Annotated in this window: 20 protein-coding genes and 2 pseudogenes; 2 read left to right on the top strand and 20 right to left on the bottom strand. The window is 70.9% G+C overall.

The window, feature by feature from the left end; all coding sequences use genetic code 11:
* Positions 1 to 59: 59 nt before the first annotated feature.
* Complete coding sequence (locus tag ACQPYA_RS02910; protein WP_433531088.1) at positions 60 to 728, bottom strand: dienelactone hydrolase family protein; 669 nt, start codon at positions 726 to 728, stop codon at positions 60 to 62.
* A 249-nt stretch (positions 729 to 977) separates the two neighbouring features.
* Here ACQPYA_RS02910 and ACQPYA_RS02905 point away from each other — a divergent pair, with 249 nt between their 5' ends.
* The gene (locus ACQPYA_RS02905) at positions 978 to 1157 is read left to right on the top strand and encodes a hypothetical protein (protein ID WP_433531087.1); all 180 of its coding nucleotides are present in this window, start codon (positions 978 to 980) and stop codon (positions 1155 to 1157) included.
* Between the two features lie 87 nt (positions 1158 to 1244).
* Here ACQPYA_RS02905 and ACQPYA_RS02900 read toward each other — a convergent pair whose 3' ends face one another.
* The 14 genes and pseudogenes from ACQPYA_RS02900 to ACQPYA_RS02835 all read right to left on the bottom strand — a co-directional run.
* Entirely contained in the window at positions 1245 to 3620 is a 2376-nt protein-coding gene (locus ACQPYA_RS02900; protein WP_433531086.1) for a glycoside hydrolase family 65 protein, read from the bottom strand.
* Entirely contained in the window at positions 3617 to 4369 is a 753-nt protein-coding gene (locus ACQPYA_RS02895) for an HAD family hydrolase (RefSeq protein WP_433531085.1), read from the bottom strand. Before ACQPYA_RS02895 ends, ACQPYA_RS02900 begins: the two co-directional genes overlap by 4 nt.
* 91 nt (positions 4370 to 4460) lie before the next feature.
* Complete coding sequence (locus ACQPYA_RS02890; RefSeq protein WP_433531084.1) at positions 4461 to 4949, bottom strand: hypothetical protein; 489 nt, start codon at positions 4947 to 4949, stop codon at positions 4461 to 4463.
* Between the two features lie 209 nt (positions 4950 to 5158).
* On the bottom strand, positions 5159 to 6427 hold the full coding sequence (locus tag ACQPYA_RS02885; RefSeq protein WP_433531083.1) for a hypothetical protein: 1269 nt from the start codon (positions 6425 to 6427) through the stop codon (positions 5159 to 5161).
* The gene (locus ACQPYA_RS02880) at positions 6424 to 7146 is read right to left on the bottom strand and encodes an ATP-binding cassette domain-containing protein (protein WP_433531082.1); all 723 of its coding nucleotides are present in this window, start codon (positions 7144 to 7146) and stop codon (positions 6424 to 6426) included. The genes ACQPYA_RS02885 and ACQPYA_RS02880 overlap by 4 nt, the downstream gene beginning before the upstream one ends.
* A 70-nt stretch (positions 7147 to 7216) precedes the next feature.
* On the bottom strand, positions 7217 to 7747 hold the full coding sequence (locus ACQPYA_RS02875) for a hypothetical protein (protein WP_433531081.1): 531 nt from the start codon (positions 7745 to 7747) through the stop codon (positions 7217 to 7219).
* A gap of 307 nt (positions 7748 to 8054) precedes the next feature.
* The gene (locus ACQPYA_RS02870) at positions 8055 to 8519 is read right to left on the bottom strand and encodes a DUF4442 domain-containing protein (protein WP_433531080.1); all 465 of its coding nucleotides are present in this window, start codon (positions 8517 to 8519) and stop codon (positions 8055 to 8057) included.
* A 108-nt stretch (positions 8520 to 8627) separates the two neighbouring features.
* Entirely contained in the window at positions 8628 to 9929 is a 1302-nt protein-coding gene (locus tag ACQPYA_RS02865; protein WP_433533365.1) for an ABC transporter ATP-binding protein, read from the bottom strand.
* Between the two features lie 147 nt (positions 9930 to 10076).
* On the bottom strand, positions 10077 to 12260 hold the full coding sequence (locus tag ACQPYA_RS02860; protein ID WP_433531079.1) for a bifunctional glycosyltransferase/CDP-glycerol:glycerophosphate glycerophosphotransferase: 2184 nt from the start codon (positions 12258 to 12260) through the stop codon (positions 10077 to 10079).
* A gap of 15 nt (positions 12261 to 12275) precedes the next feature.
* Positions 12276 to 14369: a DUF5941 domain-containing protein gene (locus ACQPYA_RS02855; protein ID WP_433531078.1), complete on the bottom strand. Its 2094-nt coding sequence runs from the start codon at positions 14367 to 14369 to the stop codon at positions 12276 to 12278.
* Positions 14366 to 15112: an ABC transporter ATP-binding protein gene (locus ACQPYA_RS02850; protein WP_433531077.1), complete on the bottom strand. Its 747-nt coding sequence runs from the start codon at positions 15110 to 15112 to the stop codon at positions 14366 to 14368. Before ACQPYA_RS02850 ends, ACQPYA_RS02855 begins: the two co-directional genes overlap by 4 nt.
* Positions 15112 to 15939, bottom strand: coding sequence for an ABC transporter permease (locus ACQPYA_RS02845; RefSeq protein WP_433531076.1), 828 nt, complete (start codon positions 15937 to 15939; stop codon positions 15112 to 15114). Before ACQPYA_RS02845 ends, ACQPYA_RS02850 begins: the two co-directional genes overlap by 1 nt.
* Before the next feature lie 69 nt (positions 15940 to 16008).
* A pseudogene (locus tag ACQPYA_RS02840) lies at positions 16009 to 17073 on the bottom strand (L-serine ammonia-lyase); the annotation flags it as partial.
* Between the two features lie 57 nt (positions 17074 to 17130).
* Positions 17131 to 17586: pseudogene (locus ACQPYA_RS02835) on the bottom strand (serine dehydratase beta chain); the annotation flags it as partial.
* Between the two features lie 411 nt (positions 17587 to 17997).
* On the opposite strand from ACQPYA_RS02835, the gene ACQPYA_RS02830 reads away from it, so the two are divergent.
* On the top strand, positions 17998 to 18204 hold the full coding sequence (locus tag ACQPYA_RS02830) for a PspC domain-containing protein (RefSeq protein ID WP_433531075.1): 207 nt from the start codon (positions 17998 to 18000) through the stop codon (positions 18202 to 18204).
* 182 nt (positions 18205 to 18386) lie between these two features.
* On the opposite strand, the gene ACQPYA_RS02825 is transcribed toward ACQPYA_RS02830, so the two are convergent.
* From ACQPYA_RS02825 to ACQPYA_RS02805, 5 genes are all read right to left on the bottom strand, one after another.
* Positions 18387 to 19130, bottom strand: a complete 744-nt coding sequence (locus ACQPYA_RS02825; RefSeq protein WP_433531074.1) for a DUF4230 domain-containing protein — start codon at positions 19128 to 19130, stop codon at positions 18387 to 18389.
* Positions 19131 to 19226: 96 nt separating this feature from the next.
* A complete protein-coding gene (locus ACQPYA_RS02820; protein WP_433531073.1) occupies positions 19227 to 20387 on the bottom strand; it encodes an acyl-CoA dehydrogenase family protein in 1161 nt (386 codons plus the stop codon).
* Between the two features lie 35 nt (positions 20388 to 20422).
* Positions 20423 to 20728: a type II toxin-antitoxin system VapB family antitoxin gene (locus tag ACQPYA_RS02815; protein ID WP_204002044.1), complete on the bottom strand. Its 306-nt coding sequence runs from the start codon at positions 20726 to 20728 to the stop codon at positions 20423 to 20425.
* Positions 20729 to 20917: 189 nt separating this feature from the next.
* Complete coding sequence (locus tag ACQPYA_RS02810; protein WP_433531072.1) at positions 20918 to 21520, bottom strand: nitroreductase family protein; 603 nt, start codon at positions 21518 to 21520, stop codon at positions 20918 to 20920.
* 120 nt (positions 21521 to 21640) lie between these two features.
* Positions 21641 to 22570, bottom strand: a complete 930-nt coding sequence (locus tag ACQPYA_RS02805) for an aldose 1-epimerase family protein (protein ID WP_433531071.1) — start codon at positions 22568 to 22570, stop codon at positions 21641 to 21643.
* Between the last annotated feature and the right edge of the window lies 1 nt (position 22571).

Raw genomic sequence — 22571 nt, 5'->3', positions numbered from 1 at the left:
CGCTCGGGAGCTGCCGCCGTGGCAGGCGTGTTCGGCAACCGGCGTTCCCGGACGCCCACTCAGGCTGGCGCGGGCTGGGGATGCAGGTGGTCGTGGAACCAGCCGGCCGCCGCCTCGGCGACCTGCTCCAGGGTGCCCGGTTCCTCGAAGAGGTGGGTCGCGCCGAGGATCAGCCGTAGTTCGGCCGGCGCCGTCAGTTGGCCCAGCGCCTGCTGGTTGAGGACGATGACCTGCTCGTCGAGGTCACCGACCAGCAGCAGGGTGGGGGCGGATACCTGGCCGAGGGCGGCACCGGCAAGGTCGGGGCGGCCACCCCGGGACACCACCGCGTGCACCAGCTCCGGTCGTTGCGCCGCGGCGACCAGGGCGGCGGCGGCCCCCGTGCTGGCCCCGAAGAGACCGATGGCTGCCCCGCCGACGGGCCGCTCGGCAGCCAGCCAGTCCACGATCGCGGCCAGCCGGTCGGCCAGCAGCCCGATGTCGAAGCGCAGTTCGGCGGTGACCGCATCCGCCTCGTCCTCCTCCGGCGTGAGCAGGTCGACCAGAACGGTGGCAAGCCCGCCGCCGTTGAGCGCATGCGCGACAGCGACGTTGCGGGGGCTGTGCCGGGAACTGCCACTGCCATGCGCGAACAGCACCACTCCGGCCGGTTCCGCCGGCACCAGCAGGTCGGCCGGCAGCTGCGCGTCGCCCGCCGGGATCGTCACCGCACCGCTGCGAACGCCCATCTCACCCGCCGCCTCTCCGCCCACGGGCCACGCCACCAACCGGCCGGGTCCTCCGGGACCCCGCCAGGGACTCCTCCCGCCCGGCCGGGTGGCCCTCCTGAACCCGGCCAGGTTCTCCTCCCATCCGCCGGATACCCCGGCTGGCCGCCGCCACGCCCCGGCGTTTGCCGGCGGGAGCGCCGGGTAGCCGACAACGGACCGCAGACGGACCGGCGCCCCGGCGCCACCGACCAGATCGCGAGGACCGTCATGCCGCATCACGAGCGCGAGCCCGTTCAGCAGGCCGCCGAGCGCAAGCAGCGGAAACAGGACGACCAGCCCGGCCGGGACTGGGCGGACGAGGCCGCCCAGGCACGCTCCGCCGACGACCCCCGGGCCCGCACTCCCCACGACCCCACCGGCCGCCCCTCCCAGGGCGAACCCATCTGACCCCACCACCCCGACCCCGCCCACCGCCGTGGCGGGTGGCAGCCCGACCGGCGGGGGTGGAAGCGAGGGCCGGGATGCCGGGGCTGGTCAGGCGGGGTTTTCGGGGAGGCGGAGAAGGGGCGTACGGCCGGGGGCCTGTTCCGGTGGTGGGAGATTCTTGGGGGGTTGGGGGATGGGTACGGTTACCGGTGCGGCGCGCGTGACGCGGACCGGGTTGCCGTAGTGGCGTAGCTCCAGCGTCGCGTCCGGGGCGGCGTGGTGCAGCGCGTATGTCGTCTCGTGCGGTCGTACGTCGACCCGGAGCCGCATGCCGCACCACTCCAGGGAGAACGCCAGGCGACCGAGCCGGCTCGACAGGCGGGGCGCGAACGACGGCACCCCATCGTGGTCCCGCAGCCCACCGAACCCGGCCACCAGCGCGATCCACGCCCCGGCGAGGGAGGCCATGTGCACCCCGTCGCGGGTGTTCTCGTTCAGGTCGTGCAGGTCCATCAGCGCGGCCTCGCGCAGGTAGATGTGCGCCAGCTCGGTGTAGCCGACCTCCGCCGCCAGCACCGCCTGGGTGCAGGCCGACAGCGACGAGTCCCGGACGGTACGCCGCTCGTAGTAGAGGAAGTTGCGCAGCTTCTCCTCAGGGGTGAAGGCGTCCCCCCGCCAGTGCATCGCCAACACCAGGTCGGCCTGCTTGACCACCTGCTTGCGGTACAGATCGAAGTACGGGTAGTGCAGCAGCAGCGGGTACTTGTCCTGCGGGGTGTTCGCGAAGTCCCACTCCTGTAGCCGGGTGAAGCCCTCCACCTGCTGGTGCACGTCGACCTCGTCGTCGTACGGGATGTGCATGGCCGCGGCGGCGTCCCGCCACGCGGCGGCCTCCTCGTCGGTGACCCCGAGGTGCGACGCCGCGTCGCGGTAACGCATCACCACCTCGGCGGCGGCCATCAGGTTCCGTTGCGCCATCAGGTTGGTGTAGATGTTGTCGTTCTTGATGGCGGTGTACTCGTCGGGCCCGGTGACCCCGTCGATGTGGAAGTGGCCGTTGCGGTCGTGGTGCCCGAGCGAGCGCCACAGCCGCGCGGTCTCCACCAGCAGGGTCAGCCCGATCTCCCGCTCCAGCTGCCGGTCCCCGGTGACCAGCACGTAGCGGCGCACCGCGTCAGCGATGCCGGCCGCGACGTGGAACGCCGCCGTGCCGGCCGGCCAGTAGCCGGACGACTCCGGTCCCCGGATGGTCCGCCACGGGAAGGCGGCGCCCGCCAGGTTGAGGGTCCTGGTCCGCTCGTGCGCCTGCGGCAACGTCGAGTACCGCCAGTAGAGCGCGTCCCGTACCGCCGCCGGGTGGGTGTACGTGAGCACCGGCAGCACGAACATCTCGGTGTCCCAGAACGCGTGCCCGTCGTACCCGGGACCGGTGAGCCCCTTGGCCGAGATCGGCCGGCGTTCCGCGCGGGCACCGGCCTGGAGCACGTGGAACAGGCCGAACCGGACCGCCTGCTGCACCTCCGGATCGCCATCGACCTCGACGTCGGCCGCGTCCCAGAACTCGTCGAGGTACTCCCGCTGCTCGCGCACGAGCCCGTCCCAGCCGTCCAGCTTCGCGGCGGCCAGCGCCGCGCCGACCTGGTCGCGCGCCGCCGGCAGCGACCGCCGGCTCGACCAGCCGTAGGTCAGGTACTTCACCACGCAGAGCGTCTGGCCGGGTTCCAGCACGCACCCCACGGTGGTACGCACCCAGTCCTCGTACCCCTCCGACTCGACGGTGGTCCGCGCCGCGGACTCCACCTCGTGTTCCATCGCGGCGGCGACCCGCAACCCGGAGACCTTGGTACGGTGGATCAGCAGACCGCCGTTGGCGGTGGTCAGCTCCTCCTCCGCTTGCAGGGGCGACTCCAGCACGGCGGCCACCCGGGGGTCGTTGCTCTGCGGCGGCAACGCCTCGTTGGCCACCAGCTCCGACTGGATGATCAGCCGCAGCGGCTCGCCGTCGGCCACCTCCACCTCGTACCGGAACGCGGCGACCGAGCGCTGCCGGAAGGAGACCAGCCGGGTGCTGTTCACCCGCACCTCGCGGCCGGCCGGCGAGCGCCAGTGCAGCGACCGGTGCAGGGTGCCGGCGCGCATGTCGAGGATCCGCTCGTGGGCGAGCAGTTCGCCGTAGCGCACGTCGAGCGGCTCGTCATCGACCAGCAGCCGGATCAGTTTGCCGTTGGTCACGTTGACGATGGTCTGGCCGGACTCGGGGTAGCCGAAACCGGCCTCCGCGTACGGCAGGGGACGCAGCTCGTAGAACGAGTTGAGGTAGGTGCCGGGCAGGCCGTGCGGCTCGCCCTCGTCCAGGTTGCCGCGCAGCCCGACGTGCCCGTTGGAGAGCGCGAAGACGGATTCGGACTGGGCGAGCACGTCCATGTCCAGCCGGGTCTCCCGCACGTGCCACGGCTCGACCGGGTACGCGCGCTCGCGGATCACGCGGGCCGCCCGGTGTCGAGCAGGTCGGCGAGGTCCTCGACCACCACGTCGGCGCCGTGGGCGCGCAGCTCGTCGGCCTGGTCGGCCCGGTCCACCCCGACCACGTACCCGAAGCCGCCGGCCCGGCCGGCCTCGACCCCGGCGAGCGCGTCCTCGAAGACGGCCGCCTGCCGGGGCTCCACGCCGAGCATCTTCGCCCCGGCCAGGAAGGTGTCCGGATGTGGCTTGCCGCGCAGCCCCTCGGCGCGGGCAGTGAGCCCGTCCACCCGGGCTTCCAGCAGCGGTTCCAGCTTGGCGGCGGCGACCACCTCCTGGCCGTTGGCGCTGGCCGTGACGACCGCGCGGCGCAGCCCCGCCGCGGCCACCGCCTTGAGGTACGCCACCGAGCCGGGATAGACGTCCACCCCCATGCTGCGGATCCGCTCCAGCGTCAGGGCGTTCTTCTGGTTGCCGATGCCCTGGACCGTGTCGGTGCCCGGCGGATCGTCGGGGGTGCCGTCGGGCAGCGTGATGTCACGCGAGGCGAGGAAGGTTCGTACCCCGTCGAGGCGGGGACGGCCGTCGACGTACCGGTGGTAGTCCGGGCCGGGATCGAACGGCCGGTAGGGCTCGCCGGTGGCGGCGGCGCGTCGCCGCAGGAAGTCGTCGAATGTTTCGGTCCACGCGGCGTTGTGCACCCGGGCGGTCTGCGTCAGCACACCGTCCAGATCGAAGAGACATGCGGTCACATGAGCAGGCAGGCCGAGCATCCCACCAATCTATCCATCGCCCCACTTCGGCAAACGCGCTTCTACCAAGCCGACCTACAGTGGTGGCCCGCTCGCCGGTGATGGGCCGGCCTCATGCTCGGCGAGCACCGTTCCGGCGAACCGACGCACCGTAGCAGGCAAGCGCAACCAGATAGATTCCACCCGCCGATAGGACAGCGCCGACGGTGGCGTGGTCTGTCATGACAACAGCCCACCAGTAATAGTCAATCCCGTGGTTCGGATACCCGAAGAGAATACAGGCCATCGTGTACGTAAGCGAGGGCAGCCAGGTCAGGTGCGGAAAACCCAGCCACAGGACGATCAGTCCCAGCCCATTGAAGATAAGTAGATTGCGAACGATCGGCACATAACCCGTCGACGACCCGGCGAGGACGCCGGCGGTGGATGACAGACACGCAACGGCGGTCCAGCCGAAGGCCCACAGAACTCGCAGAAGCTTGACTCGCGGCGGGTCAGGCAACGGCAACTTGGCAGTGTTGTCGCAGGCGATGGCGGCGGCTGTGCCCGCGATGACGGGCAGAAGGAGCAGAGCAGACAGCGGCGAGATCAGTCGGACCATGCCGAAATCGTCAAATGACACCTGTGAGAGCAGGACAGACCCAGCCAGGATGACGAGCAGAGTGTTACCGGCGGTGCGGCTCGGGTGTACCCGAGCCCACGCTCGCAGAAGATCCCGATGGATCGCCCTCGGCGCGGGTCGGGCACGCGATCCTGGCTCGCCGCCCGCTGATGATCCGATTTGTCCAGCGGGCGAGGATTCCGGTCCGTTCACAGTCGGACGTCCAGGCGGCAGTTCGCAAAGCTGTCCAGGATCGTGCTGGCCTCCTGCGGGCTGAGGTGTTTCGTCGATGTCGGAGCGGAGACATCCTCGACTCCTGCCAACTGCAACCAGGTGGTGAGCAGTGAGAAGTAGTTGAAGGCGAACTGCTCCATGTCGACACCACCGACGGACGGATCCTGAACGAACTGGCAATGAGTCGGGTTGAGAAGGGTGCTCGCCGCGTCCTCCAGAGAGAAGAGGCCGTCCTCGTAGACGCTGGTCGGCAGATAGAGGGCAAACACGCCGGGGCCACTCGGACGGTAACTTCGGCTCTCCTCGATGATGCGCTCGGGCATGAATCGCAGATAGCCGTTTGCCTGCGCGGCTTGAGCCAGTGCGTTGATCGGCTGACTTACCAAGGCGGCATAGCGCTCGTGCTCCGGGTACAGGCAGATCTCTGGCCTCGTGCCCGCGCACGCCGTCGGTGGATGAGGTGTCGAGTCGTACCGCTGACCGGGCAGGACCACCGGCGCGACGCCGATGGCGGCCACAGCGGCAATGGCGGCCACCGTTGCACCCGTCGACGGGACACGGAGACCAGAGCGGGGTTGCACCCGCAGGGTCATGAAGATCGCAGCGGTGGTGATGAACAGGACGGCCTGCGAGGCCAGATAAGCCGCACTGAAGGACTTACCGATCATGGTAATCGTGGCCGAGCCGAGATTCAGCAGTTGGAACGTCGGCTCGCTGGCGAACGCCCCACCGATGGCATAGCTGAGTATGAAGGCGCCGACCCCTCCGACGAGGCCCGCCACCAGGACACCTGTGAACCGGCCAATCGCCGATCCCAACGCGACGTACCAGACGATGCCCAAGCACTGTACGAGCGCCCCAGCCACCAACGACCACCAACTCACGCTCGGGTGCCCGACCCGGCCGACGATCAATGCGACCGCGATCGTCAGCAGGTGTAGGCACACCAGAGGTATGGCGCACCACGCGGCAGCTCGCAGGTATGCCCACCCCGACCGCGAGACGGAGACCACAAGGTGGATGTTGCCGGGCCGAGACAGACGGGCCGCGTCGATGGCGGCGACACCGCTGCACAACGGGCCGATGATGAAGATTGAGATGGCGAACCAGTCGACCGTCCACAGCCCTTCGCCCCGCCAGGGCATGCCTCTGGTCAGGAAGATCGCGGCCTCCATGCCGAAGGCTGGGACAACCAGCCACGGGCCGAGCAGGGTCCGCAGCGCATAGCGAATGCGCGGGGTCATCCTGATGCCTCCATCAGGCTCGCGATCGACCGTTCGAGGTCAGTGTCCCCCGGCGCGTCAGGGGTAGCCAGCCGTTCCAGGCCGGCCACGTCCCCATCGAACACCACCGTGCCCTCGGACAACACGATGACCCGGCTGGCGAGCCCTCGGATGTCCTCGACCAGATGAGTAGAAACAATCACCACCTGGTCGCCACCGAGGTTGGCGATGGTTTCGCGCAGCCCGATGCGCTGTCGGGGGTCCAGACCGGCGGTGGGCTCATCCAGCAGGAGCAGAGCCGGATCGTGCACGATCGCGTGCGCGATGCCCAACCGGCGCCGCATCCCACCGGAGAGGCTGCGCACCCTCGAAGCCCGCTGATCGGTCAATCCGACCCGGGACAGGGCACTGGAAACGGCCCGGCCACGGGCAGCGGCCGGAATTCCCTGCAACCACGCCACATAGACAAGGAAATCCTCGCAGGTCGCAGCCGGGGGAAGGGTCGGCTCCTGCGGCAGGTAGCCCAAGGCCGCCCGGTTGACACCAGAGTCCAGGCGGACCGTGCCCGACGTCGGTTTGTCCACCTTCGCCGCGAGCCGAAAGAACGTCGACTTGCCCGCACCGTTCGCGCCCACCAGGCACGTCACACCAACCGAGATCTCCATAGTCAGCGGGCCGAGGCGGAAACCGCCGCCATAGGTCTTTGACAACTCTTCACACACGAGCCGGCTTACACTCATCCCAGTCGAACTCTTTTCGATTCGCCCAAGCCGACCGCCAAGCCAGTTGGCTTGGCGGTCGGGGATCTGCTTAGTAGGGCACGCCTTCGGTCAACGTGGCTCCGCTGCACGGATCGGATCGGACTGGAACGTCCAGGCAGACCTTCTGCTGCGCGCGAGCGTAGCTCCCACCCGGGTCAACCCTGGTGCTGAAGTCGAGCCACTGCCCACCGGTGGTGTTGGAGTGTGAACTCTCGTTCGACGTGTAGTTGTAGTATGAGCTGCTGCAACTCGTGTACTGGGGCGCCACGCAGAGGCCGGAGTTGGACTGGGTCATCATCCAGCCGTACTTCTTGTGGTTATCCGCGTTGGAGTACCAGTAGTAGCCCGACGTGTACGACCGGGTGCCCTGGCTGTTGTCGACCACCCGCCACTTTCCGTACCCTCTGGCAGTACTGCCGTACCCGGTCACCGTGAGCGGGCTGGAGCTGGAGTTCCAGTTGACCCACGTCCCCTTGGGGGCGGCCTGCGCCGGCGCCACGATCGCGGCGAAGAACGCGAGCGCCGCCCCGAAAGCAACCGCCAGCACTGCGGCCCCCAACCGGCCTGATACAGTTCTCATTACCCTCATCTCCTTTCACCATGGCAGAGGGTGGGCCGGGCATTGCGCCAACAATGCCCGGCCGCTTGCTTCGTACGTCGGGGAGCCTAACACCCAGCCCACAAGCCCGTTGTCCCTGAAAGCCAGTTGCGCCCAGTGCCCAAACAAGAGGCTTATGCTAATTCTGGCTCCATTCAGGAGTAGTGGCATTGGCTGGCATAGCGGACCGGCCAACCAAGTGGGCGGGAATGGTTCGGACAAAATTGGATATCCCGAACCATGCGCCGAGGTGTTGATCGACGCCGTTGCCCGCGCGCCCCGCTCTTGTTCAGTTCGGACGGAGGGTCCAGACGACGGTCATCTCCGAGGTCGGCTTGCCCTCCTCGGTGGCGATCTCGACGCGTACCGGGAATTCCGGCCGCTCGCCGGCGGCCAGCTCCGCGATCACCTCGGCCGGCGGACGGCCGAGCCGCGCCGTCGCGCGCACCGGCCCCATGGCCAGCTTGCGGTACGCGATCTCGGCGCGCACCGCCAGCGGCGTGGCCCGGTCGAGCAGGTGGCCGAACGCGGCGAGCACGACCGCGCCGGAGGCGGTCTCGCCGAGGGTGAACATGGCCCCGGCGTGCGGCCCGCCGACGTGGTTGTGAGTGGCCGGCGAGTCGGGTAGCCGGACGACGGCCCGCACCCCGCTCTCCGCCTCGGGGGCCACCTCGACGAACTCGACGCCGAGCGTGCGGGCGAAGGGCACCGCCTCAAGCATGCCGGCCGCCACCTGCCGCGAGTCGATGGTCACGCCCCGAACATTACCGTCCAGTAACTTCATCGGCAAGGCCGCACCAGCGGCGTTAATAGAGGGCCCCTGCTCTACCGGAGGCGTTAACAGGGGGCCCCTGCTTACATCTCAGCGCCAGCCGACGTCGATGCGGTCGCCGCGCTCGTCGAAGAAGTGCAGGGCGTCCATGCGTACCTTGATGGCGAGGGGGTGGCCGGCGGAGACCGCAGGGTAGGGGGCGAGGCGGACCGCGAGTTCGGCGGGGCGGCGGTGATGGCGGCCCGGGTCGTGCAGCACGCTGGTCCGGCCGTTGCCGGTCGACTGGGGCTCCGGCTCACCGGCCCGCCCGGTGAGCCGCTGCATCACCTGACCGAACCGGCGCAGGCCGCGCTGGCCGGGCTGGGCCTCTCCGTCGGCGGGACCACCGACCTCGTCGACCACGATCGCGGTCGCGCCGATGTCGAGAAAGGCCAGCGACTCGTGGCCGTGGTGTTCCAGGTAGCGGATCCGGCCCTGGAGCACGTCGCCCGGGGTGTCCGGGGCGACCGGGGTGAGCGCCTCGGCGCGCATCCCGACCACGATCCGCTCACCGTGGTAGTGCGCCACCGCCCGGCTGCGGATGTCGTCCCAGGGCAGGTAGAGGGCCTGCTCGCCGAGGGTGAGCGTGACGTACCGGTCGAGGTGGACGTAGACCGCCGCCTCCAGCAGGTTCATCCGGGGGCTGCCGAGGAAGGCGGCGACGTAGAGGGTGGCCGGGCGGCCGTACACCTGGGTGGGGGTGCCGACGTCCTGGAGGACGCCCTTGCGCATGATGGCGACCCGGTCGGCCATGGTCAGCGCCTCGGCCTGGTCGTGGGTCACGTAGATGGTCGTGACGCCCAACTCGCGGGTCAGCCCGGAGATCTCCGCCCGCAACTCCGCGCGCAGGCCGCTGTCCAGGTTGGAGAGTGGCTCGTCCATCAGGAACAGGCCGGGCCGGCGGACGATCGCCCGGCCCATCGCGACCCGCTGCCGCTGACCGCCGGAGAGCTGGCTGGGCCGCCGACCCAGCACGTCGCGGATGCCGAGGGCGCTGGCCACGTCGGTGACCCGCTCGCCACGCGGGTTCGGCTCCACCCCGGCGAGCTTGAGCGGGAAGGCGATGTTGTCGCCGACGCTCATGTGCGGATAGAGCGCGAAGTCCTGGAAGACCATGGCGATCTTCCGGTCCCGGGGTGGCAGGTCGTTGGCCAGTTCCCCGTTGAGCATCACCGCGCCGGTAGTCGGCTCCTCCAGCCCGGCGACCATGCGCAGCACCGTCGACTTGCCACAGCCGGACGGGCCGAGCAGCACCATGAACTCGCCGTCGTTGACGTCGAGGTTGATGCTGTCCACGGCGACGGTGCCGTCCCGGAAGACCTTCGTGACATCCTTGAGCGCGACGGTGGTCACCGTCTCCTCCCCCACCTCGTCGGCCGAACCCCGAATGACTGTGACGAGCATCATCGGGCCGGCACATCGGGTAAACGTGCCATGTTCGAATCGTGACAGACCTATTACGTTCCATCGAGTGGCGGCTATCGCCCGAAACTTCACTTCTTAGCCGGTCTCGCCGAGAAAAACTCGGCGCACCACCCGCTCCGCGGCGCGCCCGTCCTCCAACGCGCAGAACCGCTCCCGGAACCGCGCACGCGCCTGGTCGCAGGCTACTGCGTGTTCCCCGGAGCGGAACAGGTCGAGCAGTTCGGCGAAGGTACGCACCACCGGGCCGGGCGCCTCGACGGTGATGTCGAGGTAGACCCCCCGGGTGAGCCGGTACATGTCCCAGTCCGGCGCGTAGACCACGATGGGCCGGTCCAGGACCGCGTAGTCGAACATCGCCGACGAGTAGTCGGTGACCAGCACGTCGGCCGCGAGGTAGAGCTCCTCGACCCGGGGATGGTCGCTGACATCCCGGATCCGCGCCGGACCGGCCGGGCGTCGGGGTCCCCGGTCCCGGTCGTGGAAGTAGTGGCTGCGCATCAGCAGCAGGCCGGACGGGCCGAGCGCGTCGAGGAACCGCTCCGGGTCGAACGGTGGACGGTAGCCGGGCAGGTGCTCCCGGTGCGTAGGAGCGTAGAGCACGACCTGCTCACCCAGGCCGGCGCCGAGCTCCGCGCGCAGCCGGAGCACCTCGTCGGTGGTCGCGGTGACCAACCGGTCGTTGCGCGGATACCCCACCTCCAGGGTGGTGTACGCGGCCGGATAGGCGCGTTCCCACATCTGGGTGGAGAAGCTGTTCGAGGTGACGCTGAAGTCCCAGCGGTCCACCCGGCGCAGCAGCCCGGCGAAGTCCATCCCGACCGCGCCAAGCGGGTATCGCTGCTGGTCCAGCCCCATCACCTTGACCGGCGTGCCGTGGTGGGTCTGCACGTGCACCGAGCCAGGCCGCTTGCGCATCGAATCCGGAAAGTTGACGTTGTTGACCAGCCACCGGGCCCGCGCCAGCAACCGGTGGTACGCGGCCGTGCCGGCAACCACGTACTCGACCCCCTCGGGCATGGTGTGCACCCGGTCCCGCCGGACGATCCACACCCCCCGGACCTGTGGCGCCAGCCGACGGGCCGCCTCGAAGATCGCGGCCGGGTTGCAGGCGTAGCCGCGGTACCAGTAGGCGGCGTACACCGCGAGGTTGTCGTCGAGCGGTCGACGCGACTCGACCCGGTGGTATCCGCGCAGCGCGGTGTCGCGGGCCGCCCGCACGGTGAAGCGGGCCGGCGGGACCACCCGACGCCGGACCCGACCGGCGACCCGCCGGGCCGCCTCGCCCGCCCGGCTGGTCGCCCGCAGCGCGCTGAACGTCCGCCACCGGCCGGCCGCCACCAGCCGGTGCTTGAGCCCCGCCACCCCGCCGGGCACCCGGTGGCCACCCGGCGGTCGCAGGCGGGCATGCTCGATCGCGACCCGGGCGAAGAAGGTCGGGCGCAGTTCGGGGGCGATCCGGTTGCCGTTGCCGAGCACCGTCAGGCAGTGCCACATCATCCGCTCGAAGACCGCCGACCGCAGCTCCTCGGCCCCGAGCCGGTCCAGTTCCCGGAACACCCGGTGCCACTGCTCGAACACCTCGAAATGCCGGTCACCCCGGGTACGGGTGATCGCCCCCGCCCGCCGCTGCCGATAGTTGACGCAGACCACGTCGAGTACGCCGATCCGCTCGGCGGCCAGCAGCGCCGGATAGCTGAACGACACGTCCTCGTACCAGCCGGGGGCGAAGCGCAGCCCGACGTCGGCCAGGAAAACCCGGCGCAGCAGCCGGTTCCAGGCGGTGTGCAGCAGTTCCAGGGCCTCCGGGCGATCACGCAGCCGGAAGGTGACCGGCCCGGGTGGCTCCGGGAAGACCTCTGCCATCGCGCTGCGGGTCACCGTGTCGTCCCAGTGCGCGCGGACGTGGTCGACGATCAGCACGTCCGGCCGGGTCGCGCGCAGCCGGGCGGCCACCTCGGCGAGGCAGTCCGGCACGAGCCAGTCGTCGCCGTCGACGAACCAGACGTACTCGCCCACGGCCCGGTCCAGCCCGGCGTTGCGGGCCGGGCCGAGCCCCACGTTGCGGTCCAGCCGGACCGCCCGCACCCGGTCGTCGCGGGCCGCGTACTCGTCGAGGATGTCGCCACTGTCGTCGGGCGAGCAGTCGTCCACCCCGATCACCTCGATGTCGGCGACCGGCTGACCGAGGATCGAGTCCAGGCATTCGCGCAGGTAGCCCTGCACGCGGAAGGCCGGGACGACGAAGCTGATCAGCGTCATCGTCCCGGCCCCCCGTCAGCGCGTCGCGCGGCCTCCCGTACCCGCCGGCACCCGCACGGCGCGGGCCGGCTGGACGAACCAGGCCAGCACCACGCTCGCCACGAAGAGCACCAGAAGGTAGATACCGAGTGTAGCCAGGCCGACACTCACGAATCCGGCGATCGCCGTCAGCGCCAGCAGCGCCGAGCGCCCCTCCCAGCCGAGGGTCGCGGCGTGCAGCGGCGGTGCCGGCTGCCGCTTCTCCAGCCGGGCCACCAGGTCGTAGTGGTGCAGGGTGAGCACGAAGACGTACCCGAAGATCAGCCAGGCCGGTGCCCCGCCGATCACCCCGACCGCGATGGCGAACAGGTACTCGGCGGCCCGCAGCGCGGCCGGCACCAGCCAGTCCAGCGGCCCGTTGTGCGCCGCCCCGGCCCCGGCCGCGCCGACCAGCAACACCAGCAGCGCCACCGGCACCGCCCAGCGCAGCCCGACCGTCCCGCCGTCCGCGCCGCCGGTCAGCAACGCCGCGAGCAGCAGCGCCGCCGCGCCGAGCGCCGCGACGACGGCGAGCACCAGCGGCCCCGGTCGGCGCAGCACCGGCAGCCGGACGGCCAGCGGGCCGTCGTCGCGGTGCAGGGTCGCGTCGACCGTGTCCAGCACCGGGACCCACATCCAGCGGGCCCGCAGCGTACGCAGCGCACCGGTGTACCCGAACGCCAGCACGCCCCAGGTCAGCACCGCGAGCAGGGCGATCCGCTGGTCGAACAGCGCCGCGGCCAGCGCGATCAGCGCCCACCGCTCGCCGATCGGGAAGACCACCGTGCGCTTGAGCCAGTACGACACCGAGCCCGAGTCGGCCTGCACCCGGTTCGACGCGGCGTTCAGCCGGTCACCGATGCCACCACCGGCGGCCCCGCCGGCGCCCACGTCCTTCGGCCGGCGGGCCGCCTCGTCGTGCAGCACGCCGTACCACGCGTCGGTCATGTGCCGCACGGTCTGCAACGTCATCGCGGCGATCGCCAGCGCCCAGCCGTACCGTAACCCGGCCGCCGTGGCACCCCAACCGAGGCCGGCGTAGACCAGGTACTCCTTGGCCCGGTCCGCCATGGTGTCCAGCCAGCCGCCCCAGGCGCTGAAGTTGCGGGTGTAGCGGGCCAGCTGGCCGTCCACGCAGTCCAGCACGAACCCGAGGTAGAGCAGGACCGCGCCGGCCACCAGCGCCGGCCGGCCGCCGGTGGCGAAGAGCGCCGCCGCGGCCACCGCGAACACCACCGACAGCATGGTGACCGCGGTCGGGCTCAGCCCGAGCCGGGCCGTCGCCCTGGTGACCTGCGGCGACCAGGTGCTGACGAAGTACGTGGTGAAAAAGTCGTCCTTCTCCTTCACCGAGAGCCGCAGCTCGGCCCGGTCCTCGTCCATGCCCGCCACCGCCGCCTCGACCCGGGCCAGCCCGGCCGCGTCGTCCACCCGGTGCGCGACGAGCAGGCGTACCCGATGTGCGAAAACCAGCGCACCCTGCGCGCTGAGGCCGGCGAAGACCTGGTCCACGACGGCCCCGGCCGCCGCGTCGGCAGCGGTGGCGCAGGGGCGTGGCCCGGCTTCCGCCGGCCCGCCGGGTCCGATCCGGTCGGTCGCCTCCGCCGGAGTGCGATCGACCGCGACGGCACCGCCTGGCGGCCGGCCGGCGGCCACCGCGCGGGCCGCGGCGACCAGCGCGGGGACGTCGTCGCGGCCGACCCGCACCGCGCCGCCGAAGACGCCGGTGGCCGCCCCGTCCAGCCGCTCGGGCGGGCCGGCGTCGACCACCTGGCCGCGCTCCTCGCGGACCGCCGTGCGCCCGCCGGCCGGCGGGTCGGTGAGCACCAGGGCCACCGTCGGGCCGACCGGACTGGTCACCAGATGCCGCAGTACGGCGGTGTGGGCGACCAGGTCGGCGCCGCTGACCAGCACCGGCCCGTCGGCCCGGCCGGCCAGCTCGGCCAGCTCGTCGAGGTCGGCGGCGACCCGCACCTCGGATACGCCGGCCCGGCGCCACTGGGCGGCCAGCCGGTCGGCCAGCGCCTCGCCGGTGCCCGTCGGCAGGCTCGCGGCCGGCGACCCGGCGGCGAGCACGATCGCGAGGGTCACCGGGGAACCGCGTCGTGGTACGCGGCCAGCGCCTCGGCGATCGTGCCGTCGACACTCAGCCGGCCCGCGTCGAGGAAGAGTCCCCGACGACAGAACCGGGTCAGATCCTTTTCGTTGTGTGACACCAGCACCAGAGTGCGCCCCTCCCCGAGCAGACGGTCGATGGTCGTGTAGCACTTCGCGCGGAACTCGGCGTCCCCCACCGCCGTCACCTCGTCCATCAGCAGGATCGGATGCGGCAGGTGGGAGATGATCGCGAACCCGAGCCGGACCTTCATGCCGGACGAGTAGTGCCGTACCGAGGTGTCGATGGCCCGCTCCACCTGCTCGCCGGCGAACGAGACGATCTCGTCGAAGTGCCCCTTCAGGTACCCCGAGGAGAGCCCGTGCAGCCCACCCACCAGGTAGAGGTTCTCCCGCCCGGTCAGGTCGTTGGAGAAGCCGGCGGAGAGCTCCAGCAGCGGGGCGACGTCACCACGAACCCTGATCCGGCCCTCGTCCGGGATCAGCACCCCGGCGATCAACCGCAGCAGGGTGCTCTTGCCGGTGCCGTTACGGCCGATCACCCCGAGGGTCTCGCCGGCCCCGATCGAGAAGGAGACGTCGCGCAGCGGCCAGAACCGGCCGTCGGAGCTGCCCCGCGCGCCACGGTGGATGAACAGCTCCCGCAGCCGCAGCTGGCGGCGGCGGTTGCGGACGAACCGGATGCCGAGGCCCTCCGCCTCGATGATCGCTTCGGCCATCAGAGTTCCTTGAGCACGGCGGGTTCGAGCCGGCGGAACGTCCACCAGCCGGTGACGAGCAGCAACAGGCTGACACCGATGGTGGTGGCGAGCAGTCGGGTGTCCGGGAACTCGTCGGGGTACCACACCGAGTGGTGCAGCTGGAAGATACCGACCAGCGGGTTGAGTTCGTAGCCCAGCTTGAGCCAGCCGGGCAGGCCGGAGCCCCGGACCAGGCTCAGCGGATAGATGATCGGCGTGGCGTAGAAGAGCACCCGGATGACCAGGCGCATGAACCGCTCCACGTCCCGCATCAGCACGTTGAACGCCGACAGCAGCAGCGCCAGCCCGATCAGCAAAGTGGCCTGCACCAGCACCGCGAGCGGCAGGGCCAGCAGGGACCAGCCCAGCTCGACCCGGCCGTTGGCCGCGTACCAGATCGCGATGGCCGCCAGGATCGGCAGGCCGGCGGCGTACTCCGCGAAGCGGCCGGCGACCCGGCCGATCGGGAAGACCTGCCGGGGCACGTTCATCGTGGTGATCAGCCGGGACTGGCCGGTCAGCGCGTTGGTCGCCTCGCTCAGCGCCGAGCTGGTCCACATCCAGGCGAAGATCCCGGTGATCAGGAACAGCGGGTACGACCCGGCCGCCTCACCGAGGTGCCGGTTGGTGTCGCGGGAGTAGAGGACGCCGAAGACGAACCAGTAGATCGCCCCCATGCCCAGCGGCTCGATCAGCGACCAGAGGTAACCGAGCAACGACTGCTGGTACTTGACCGCAAGGTCACGCCGGACCAGGATGCGCAGCGAGTTGCGGTGCGACCACAACGCCCCCACGCCAGAGGTCACCGCCGTCTCCCGCCTGCTGAACGGACGACAGGTTAGCAGCCGGTGAACGCCGTCCGACGAGCCGTACGCTCAGCACTCGATCACGTTGACGGCCAGACCGCCGCGCGCCGTCTCCTTGTACTTGACCTTCATGTCGGCGCCGGTCTCCCGCATGGTCTTGATGACCTTGTCGAGCGAGACGGCGTGCACCCCGTCGCCGCGCAGCGCGAGCCGGGCGGCAGTGATCGCCTTGATGCTAGCCACCGCGTTGCGCTCGATGCAGGGTATCTGCACCAAGCCGCCGACCGGGTCGCAGGTCAGCCCGAGGTTGTGCTCCATCCCGATCTCGGCGGCGTTCTCCACCTGCGCCGGCGTCCCGCCCAGCGCCTCGGCCAGCCCGGCGGCCGCCATCGAGCAGGCCGACCCGACCTCGCCCTGGCAACCCACCTCGGCGCCGGAGATCGACGCGTTTTCCTTGAACAGCACCCCGATCGCGCCCGCCGCCAGCAGGAACCGCACCACCCCCTCGTCGGAGGCCCCCGGCACGAACCGCGTGTAGTAGTGCAGCACCGCAGGGATGATCCCGGCCGCCCCGTTGGTCGGTGCGGTCACCACCCGACCGCCGGCCGCGTTCTCCTCGTTGACCGCCAGGGCGAACAGCGTCACCCAGTCCATCACGTGCAGCGGATCCGCCATCCCGCGCTCGGAGCCGCCCAGGTCCGTCCTGCGGACGGAACCGCCAAAGCCCGTCGTGTGGGCGGCGCTGCCCAGGCCCGTCGTGTGGCCCGTGGTGTGGGTGGAGCCGCCGAGGCCCGCACCGTGCCCGGCGCTGCCCAGGCCCGTGGTGTGGGTGGAGTTGCCCAGGCCCGCAGCGTGCTCGGAGTTGCCCAGCCCCGTGGTGTGGGCGGCCTCCGCTTCCAGGCTGCGGCGCAGCTCGGCGGCGCGGCGGCGCACCTTCAGCCCGCCCGGCAGCGTGCCGTCGCGGGTGCAGCCGCGCTCGACGCACTCCCGCATCACCCGCCAGATGTCCAGCAGACCGGCCCGCACATCCGCCTCGGCCCGCCAGGACAGCTCGTTGGCGAGCATCACCTCGCTGATCGACAGCCCGGTCCCGGCGGTCACGTCGAGCAGCTGGGCACCGGTCAGAAAGGGGTGCCGGACCCGGGTGCTGTCCGGCTTGATCCGATCCGCTCCGGCCGCCGCCTCGTCGACCACGAAGCCGCCACCGACCGAATAGTAGGTACGGCTCCGCACCTCGGTTCCGGCGACGTCGTACGCGGCGAAGGTCATCCCGTTCGGGTGGTACGGCAGCGACCGGCGGCGGTGCAGGACCAGATCCCGGTCCGGGTCGAAGTCGATCTCGTGCGTGTCGAGCAGGGCCAGTCGCCGCTCCGCCCGGATGCCGGCCACCCGCGCCTCGACACCGTCGGTGTCGACCGACTCGGGCGCCTCGCCAACCAGGCCGAGCAACACCGCACGGTCGCTGCCGTGGCCGTGCCCGGTGGCGCCCAACGAACCGAAGAGTTCCGCCCGCACCCGGGCCACGTCGGTGAGCAGGCCGTCGGCCTTGAGCCCCGAGACGAACGTACGCGCCGCCCGCATCGGCCCCACCGTGTGCGAGCTGGACGGCCCGATGCCCACACTGAACAGGTCGAACACACTGATCATGACTGCACTTCCCCGCCGCCGCCGGGATCACCGGTCAACAGCCGATTCGATCGTGGCCACCCTCAACGCGGCCCCACGACGCCCACGATAAGAACGCCGACCCCGCCGACCCTACCCCCACCCACCCGCCCCACCCGCCCGCCGATCATGCACTTGTGGTGTCCGTTTCAACCCGGTAGACCCCTTACGCGAGGCACCACAACTGCATGATCGACGCGGAGGGGGTGGGACGGCGGCGGGTGGGGGCGGGTGGGTGGGGGTGGGGTGGGAGGGGTGACGGGGGTGGGGGCGCGGGTATGTACCTACGGGTGGGCGGGGTGCGATTCCTCCTCGGGAGTGAGGGCAGGGGGAACGGCCGTTCGTAGCGTTGACGGCAGGAGCGGCGGATCGCCGCAGAGGGGAAGTACGACGATGAGTCGCAAACTGGTCCGGCCCCGGCAGGGGCGCATGTTCGCCGGGGTCTGCGCCGGCCTGGCCCAGCGGTTCGGCATCTCGGCCGGGCTCGTCCGGCTGCTGTTCCTGCTCTCGCTGCTGCTGCCCGGCACCCAAGTGATCATCTATCTGGCGCTCTGGATCATCATGCCCAACGAGGACCGCTACCTCATCGCCGGCCACTGACCCACCCGGCCCGCCGACCCAACCACCCATCAACCCACCGACCCACCGACCCACCCGGCTCGGTCGATCACCGGCGGTGCAACGACATCGGGGATGTTGCTGCTACCGGAGCGCCGGAGGCAGCAACATCCCCGATTTTGCTACCCCTGGGCGCCCCCCAGGCGGCAGGGAGTCCGGGTGGGTCAGGGAGCGATGTAGGTGACGGTGACCTGCTCGAAGCCGAGCGAGCGGAGCAGCCCCTCCAGCATCTTGCGGGTGTTCTCCTCGGCTCGGGCGATCAGCCCGCTGTCCCGGGCGGCGGCGGTGATCCGGTCCTCGGCCAGCCGGTAGACCTGCTGCTGCCGGTTCGGGTCGCCGCCGATCAGGTCGCCGACCCGGTTGAGCAGGCCGCGCTCCTCGGCGAAGACGTAGCTCTTGTCCAGGTCGAGGTTGGTCTGCGCGAGCTGCGGCGCGGGCAGCTTGACCTCGACGGACTTGCCGTCGGCCGACTGCACGATCGCCCCCTCGGCGAGGGCGCCGAAATCGACGTACGCCTCCACGCTGCCCGCCCCGACGAAGAGGGTCCGCTGGTTGAGCAGCCAGTCCGGCACGTTGCGCCGGTCGTTCTGCAGGTCGACCACGACCTGGAAGTTGCCCTCGGCGGCCACGTAGCGGCTGAGGTCCTGCATCGACTCAAGCAGCGCGGGCTGGCTGCGGTCGGTCTGCTCCTGGGTGAACGGGTTGCGGAACTCGGGCAGGATCCCGGTGGTCCGCACGCCGAGCAGCACCACCACCGTCAGTGCCGCGACGCCGAGCACCCAGAGCAGGGCGCGCACCGCGCCGCCGCCCTGCGAGGGCGGGAGTTCCGGCCGGTCCGGTCGGTCTGTGAGCAGGTCGCCGTCAGAAAAACTGCTGGTGGGCTCGTTGATGTCGCGGTCGCGTGCCATCGCCCTCACCGTCCTCGTCCGACGTGTCGTCTGTTGATGACGGTAAGCCCCACGTACGACACCCGCTCGTTGAGGGACGGTCTGCGGGTCGGCGGCTCAGGTGAAGGCGGAGAGGCCGGTGAGCTTCTGCCCGATCACCAGCTGATGGATCTCCGATGTGCCCTCGTAGGTCAGCACGCTCTCCAGGTTGTTGGCGTGCCGCATCACCGGGTAGTCACCGGAGACCCCGTTCGCGCCGAGGATGGTGCGGCACTGCCGGGCGATGACCAGCGCCTCGCGTACATTGTTGAGCTTGCCGACGCTGACCTGCTCGGGGCGGAGCTTTCCGGCGTCGGCGAGCCGGCCCAGCTGGAGCGCCAGCAGGTAGCCCTTGCTCCACTCGACCGCCATGTCGGCGAGCTTGGCCTGGGTGAGCTGGAAGCCGGCCAGCGGCCGGCCGAACTGGGTGCGGGTGGTCGCGTACGTCAGGGTGGTCTCCAGGCAGTCACGGGCCGCGCCGAGCGCGCCCCAGACGATGCCGTGTCGGGCCTCGGTCAGGCAGCTCAGCGGCGCTTTCAACCCGATCGCGCCGGGTAGTTGCGCGTCCGCCGGCAGCCGCACGTCGTCGAGCGCGATCTCCCCGGTCAGCGAGGCGCGCAGCGACATCTTCCGGCGGATCTCCTGCGCCGCCACCCCCGGGGTGTCCATCGGTACGGCGAAACCCCGCACGCCGTCGTCGGTGCGCGCCCAGATCACGCCGACGTCGGCGATCGGCGCGTTGGTGATCCACATCTTGCTGCCGGTGAGCACCCAGTCGTCGCCGTCCCGGCGGGCCCGGGTGGCCATCGACGCCGGGTCGGAGCCGTGATCCGGCTCGGTCAGCCCGAAACAGCCGATCGCCTCGCCGGCCGCCAGCGCCGGCAGCCAGCGCTGCTTCTGCTCCTCGCTGCCGTAGCGCCAGATGGCGTACATGGCCAGCGAGCCCTGCACCGAGACCAGCGACCGGACGCCGGAGTCAGCGGCCTCCAGCTCAAGGCAGGCCAGCCCGTACGCGACGGCCGTCGAGCCAGCGCAGCCGTACCCGGTCAGGTGCATGCCGAGCAGGCCGAGCTTGCCGAACTCGCGGGCCAGTTCGCGGGCCGGCACCTGGCCCGCCTCGTACCAGCCGGCGACATGCGGGCGTACCCGGTCGTCGACCAGCTGGCGCACGACGGCGCGGATCTGCCGCTCCTCCTCGGTCAGCGACGAGTCCAGGTCGAGCAGGTCCACGGGGCTCACATCAACCACCTTAACGAAGGATCAGGCGGTGGGGGTCACTCGACCGCCCCGGCGAGCACGAAGACCCGGGCGTGGATCTGGTTGCGCTGTTGCAGCGCGGCGCGCAGCGCACGGTGCAGGCCGTCCTCCAGGTAGAGGCCACCGTTCCACTGGACCACGTGCGGGAAGAGGTCGCCGTAGAAGGTCGAGTCCTCGGCGAGGAGCTTGTCCAGCGCCAACTCGCGCTTGGTGGTGATGAGCTGGTCCAAGCGCAACGGCCGGGGCGGGATCTCCGCCCACTGCTTGAGCGTCAGGTTGTGTTCCGGGTAGGGACGCCCGTCCCGGACCGCTCTGAAGATCACGACGGCACGCTCCCCTCCCCCTGGTCGGGCCGAGCCACGACGCCGGGTCGGGTCGTGGCATGGCACCGCGCCCCGCGGTGCCGATGACCATGCCAGGGTAACCGCACCCTGCACCCCACGTTCTGCTCCCTGATGCCAGTTTCGCTACCGGTCGTCCGGTTCCCAACAGGACGAACCCGCCGGTTCGGGTCAGCTCCACCGTCCCCGGCGGACAACCTCGTCCACCGGACGACGCCCCCGGCGCAGGGATGGTGACCGGTGGTCGGTGGCGCGATAACCGATGGTGAGGGCTCCGATCGGGTGGTACGCCTCCGGCACGCCGAACGCCTCCCGGTAGGAATCCAGCCGGTGCGGCGGGATGCCGAAGAAGCACGAGCCGAGCCCCTCGTCGACCGCGGTCAGCAGCATCAGCAGGGCGGCGAAGCCGGTGTCCACGTACCAGTAGGGCACCGGCCAGCGCTCCGTCGACCGGTCCGCCCAGCCCTTGTCCGGCTCGGCGTAGCGCTCCAGGTAGACCGAGCGGTTGGCGTGCGGCACCACGATCAGCGGGGCCCGGCGCATCCCGGTCAGCCAGCGCTCCATCCCGCCGCCCTCCGGGGTACTGGCCGCCCAGAAGCGTTCCCGGTCCGCCGGCTCCTCCAGCACCAGGAACCCCCAGCCCTGCGAGAACCCGGCCGACGGGGCCCGCACCGCATGGTCCAGCAGCCGCTCGACCACCTCCGGCGGGACCGGACGGTCCGGATCGTAGTTGCGCACCATCCGACGCCGCCGGACGACCTCCGCGAACTCCACGCCGCTCTCCTCACTCACCCGTCGAACCCGGAAGTCGCCGCGTCGGACCCGGAACCGACCGCGTCGGACCCGGAACCACCGGAACGGGGACCCCGCCACTCGGGCCCGGACGTCGCCCGGTCAGGCCCCGGGGCGAACGCCCCAGCCCCCGCGCCAGGTCTCGCCGGGCGACAGGGTGATCAGATCTCGGCCGGAGCGGAACGCGTCCGGCGGGCAGGTCATCGGCTCCACCGCCACCGACCGACGGAACCGCTCACCGGTCAGCGTGTCGCCGGAGTAGACCTGCCACCAGCCGAACTGGGCGTCCGCCCAGATGTGCAGCCCGGCCGAGGCGTCCGGACCGGTGAGCGTCACCTGGGAACCGCCGTCGACGTCCCGCGTCACCTGGCCGAAGGCCAGGTCCAGCACCGCCTCGCCGATCCGGCGCGGCTCGGTGAAGTCGAACTCGGTGCCGGCGACCCGGGTCGCGCCCACGGGCAGCAACCGGCCGTCCAGCACCAGCCGGGTCTGCCCGGGTACCCGCAGCCTGATGTCCTCCACCGGCACCCCGGGCAGCCGCAGGTACGGGTGCACGGAGAAGCCGAACGGCGCCGGCTCGGCGCCGGTGTTGGTCACCTCGTGCTCGGCACGCAGCCCGTCGCCCCCCACGCTCCACCGGGTACGCAGCCGCAGCGGCCACGGGTACCCCGGTTGCGGCGGCAGGTCGTAGCCGACCGTCACCTCGTCCGGCCGCTGCTCGATCAGCTGCCACCACGCCCAGTTCACCAGGCCGTGGATGGCGGTGTGCCGTTCCGGCTCGGTGATGTTGAGCTGCAACGACCGCCCGTCGAAGGTGTAGGCGCCGTCCCGGATCCGGTTCGGCCAGGGGGCGAGCACCTGCCCGGCCGAGCCGGGGCACAACTCGTCGGTGGCGTACCCGTCGAGGTGCTCGACACCGCCCTGCCGGTAGGTGCGGACCCCGCCGCCCACCTCGACGATGACCGCCTCGTGCCCGGCGGCGGAAATGGTCCACTGTGCCCCGGAAAGGGGACGCGGCTCGCGGCTGTCCATA

This window comes from Micromonospora sp. CA-263727 (genome assembly GCF_050942455.1).
In the GTDB taxonomy this organism is placed as follows: domain Bacteria; phylum Actinomycetota; class Actinomycetes; order Mycobacteriales; family Micromonosporaceae; genus Micromonospora.
This window is presented reverse-complemented; position numbering and strand designations above follow the sequence as displayed.

Excerpts from the sequence above, each read along its gene's own strand:
- ACQPYA_RS02890 (WP_433531084.1), bottom strand. The coding sequence starts at position 4,949 with ATGGTCCGACTGATCTCGCCGCTGTCTGCTCTGCTCCTTCTGCCCGTC.
- ACQPYA_RS02805 (WP_433531071.1), bottom strand. The coding sequence starts at position 22,570 with ATGGACAGCCGCGAGCCGCGTCCCCTTTCCGGGGCACAGTGGACCATT.
- ACQPYA_RS02880 (WP_433531082.1), bottom strand. The coding sequence starts at position 7,146 with ATGAGTGTAAGCCGGCTCGTGTGTGAAGAGTTGTCAAAGACCTATGGC.
- ACQPYA_RS02850 (WP_433531077.1), bottom strand. The coding sequence starts at position 15,112 with ATGGCCGAAGCGATCATCGAGGCGGAGGGCCTCGGCATCCGGTTCGTC.
- ACQPYA_RS02825 (WP_433531074.1), bottom strand. The coding sequence starts at position 19,130 with ATGGCACGCGACCGCGACATCAACGAGCCCACCAGCAGTTTTTCTGAC.
- ACQPYA_RS02895 (WP_433531085.1), bottom strand. The coding sequence starts at position 4,369 with ATGCTCGGCCTGCCTGCTCATGTGACCGCATGTCTCTTCGATCTGGAC.
- ACQPYA_RS02910 (WP_433531088.1), bottom strand. The coding sequence starts at position 728 with ATGGGCGTTCGCAGCGGTGCGGTGACGATCCCGGCGGGCGACGCGCAG.
- ACQPYA_RS02830 (WP_433531075.1), top strand. The coding sequence starts at position 17,998 with ATGAGTCGCAAACTGGTCCGGCCCCGGCAGGGGCGCATGTTCGCCGGG.
- ACQPYA_RS02905 (WP_433531087.1), top strand. The coding sequence starts at position 978 with ATGCCGCATCACGAGCGCGAGCCCGTTCAGCAGGCCGCCGAGCGCAAG.
- ACQPYA_RS02875 (WP_433531081.1), bottom strand. The coding sequence starts at position 7,747 with ATGAGAACTGTATCAGGCCGGTTGGGGGCCGCAGTGCTGGCGGTTGCT.
- ACQPYA_RS02885 (WP_433531083.1), bottom strand. The coding sequence starts at position 6,427 with ATGACCCCGCGCATTCGCTATGCGCTGCGGACCCTGCTCGGCCCGTGG.
- ACQPYA_RS02860 (WP_433531079.1), bottom strand. The coding sequence starts at position 12,260 with ATGACGCTGATCAGCTTCGTCGTCCCGGCCTTCCGCGTGCAGGGCTAC.